Source organism: Blautia sp. MSK.18.38 (assembly GCF_024460535.1).
Classification (GTDB): domain Bacteria; phylum Bacillota; class Clostridia; order Lachnospirales; family Lachnospiraceae; genus Blautia_A; species Blautia_A fusiformis.
In genome coordinates this window covers 1-442 of record NZ_JANFYP010000094.1, presented here as the reverse complement: position 1 = coordinate 442, position 442 = coordinate 1, and the positions used below count along the sequence as shown (strand labels likewise).

General features: G+C 33.9%; 1 protein-coding gene. It reads right to left on the bottom strand.

Translation table 11 applies throughout. From position 1 onward, the window contains the following. Window positions 1-213: DUF6061 family protein (locus NE638_RS17895; protein ID WP_173717604.1), on the bottom strand; the 213-nt coding region annotated here is incomplete at its 3' end. Window positions 214-442 lie beyond the last annotated feature (229 nt).

Sequence of the window (442 nt, the reverse complement as noted above, 5' to 3'; positions counted from 1 at the left end):
ATCCACCCACATCTGTAAATTGCCATCAAGATATAATCTTGCATATTCCAAAGGCTCATCCACAGCCAATGAAGTAAGCGCACATTCTGATCCATATGTGGTTTTTAAATTTTTTTCAGCTTCCCAGCAATCAATGCGAAGCATATATCCGGCACTTGTGTAAACATCAATACTATCGTGGTTTATGTTGTATTCTGCATAAATTGTTCTCATCGTATCTTATCTCCATTTTCTTTTGATAATCAGTTACAGAGTTAAATATCGAAAACATTTCAATCAGTTCACCATGTCGTTATTGTTATATGTTATATTGTGTTATGAAATTTTCTTTCCCTTAATTTTTCCCATATTAAGGTTCATGAAAACCAATGGGAGAATGTAACACAAGGGAAAGAGTAAGGGAAAGTTCACTTGCTACAAACTTAGTATTTTCAAGGGTTTG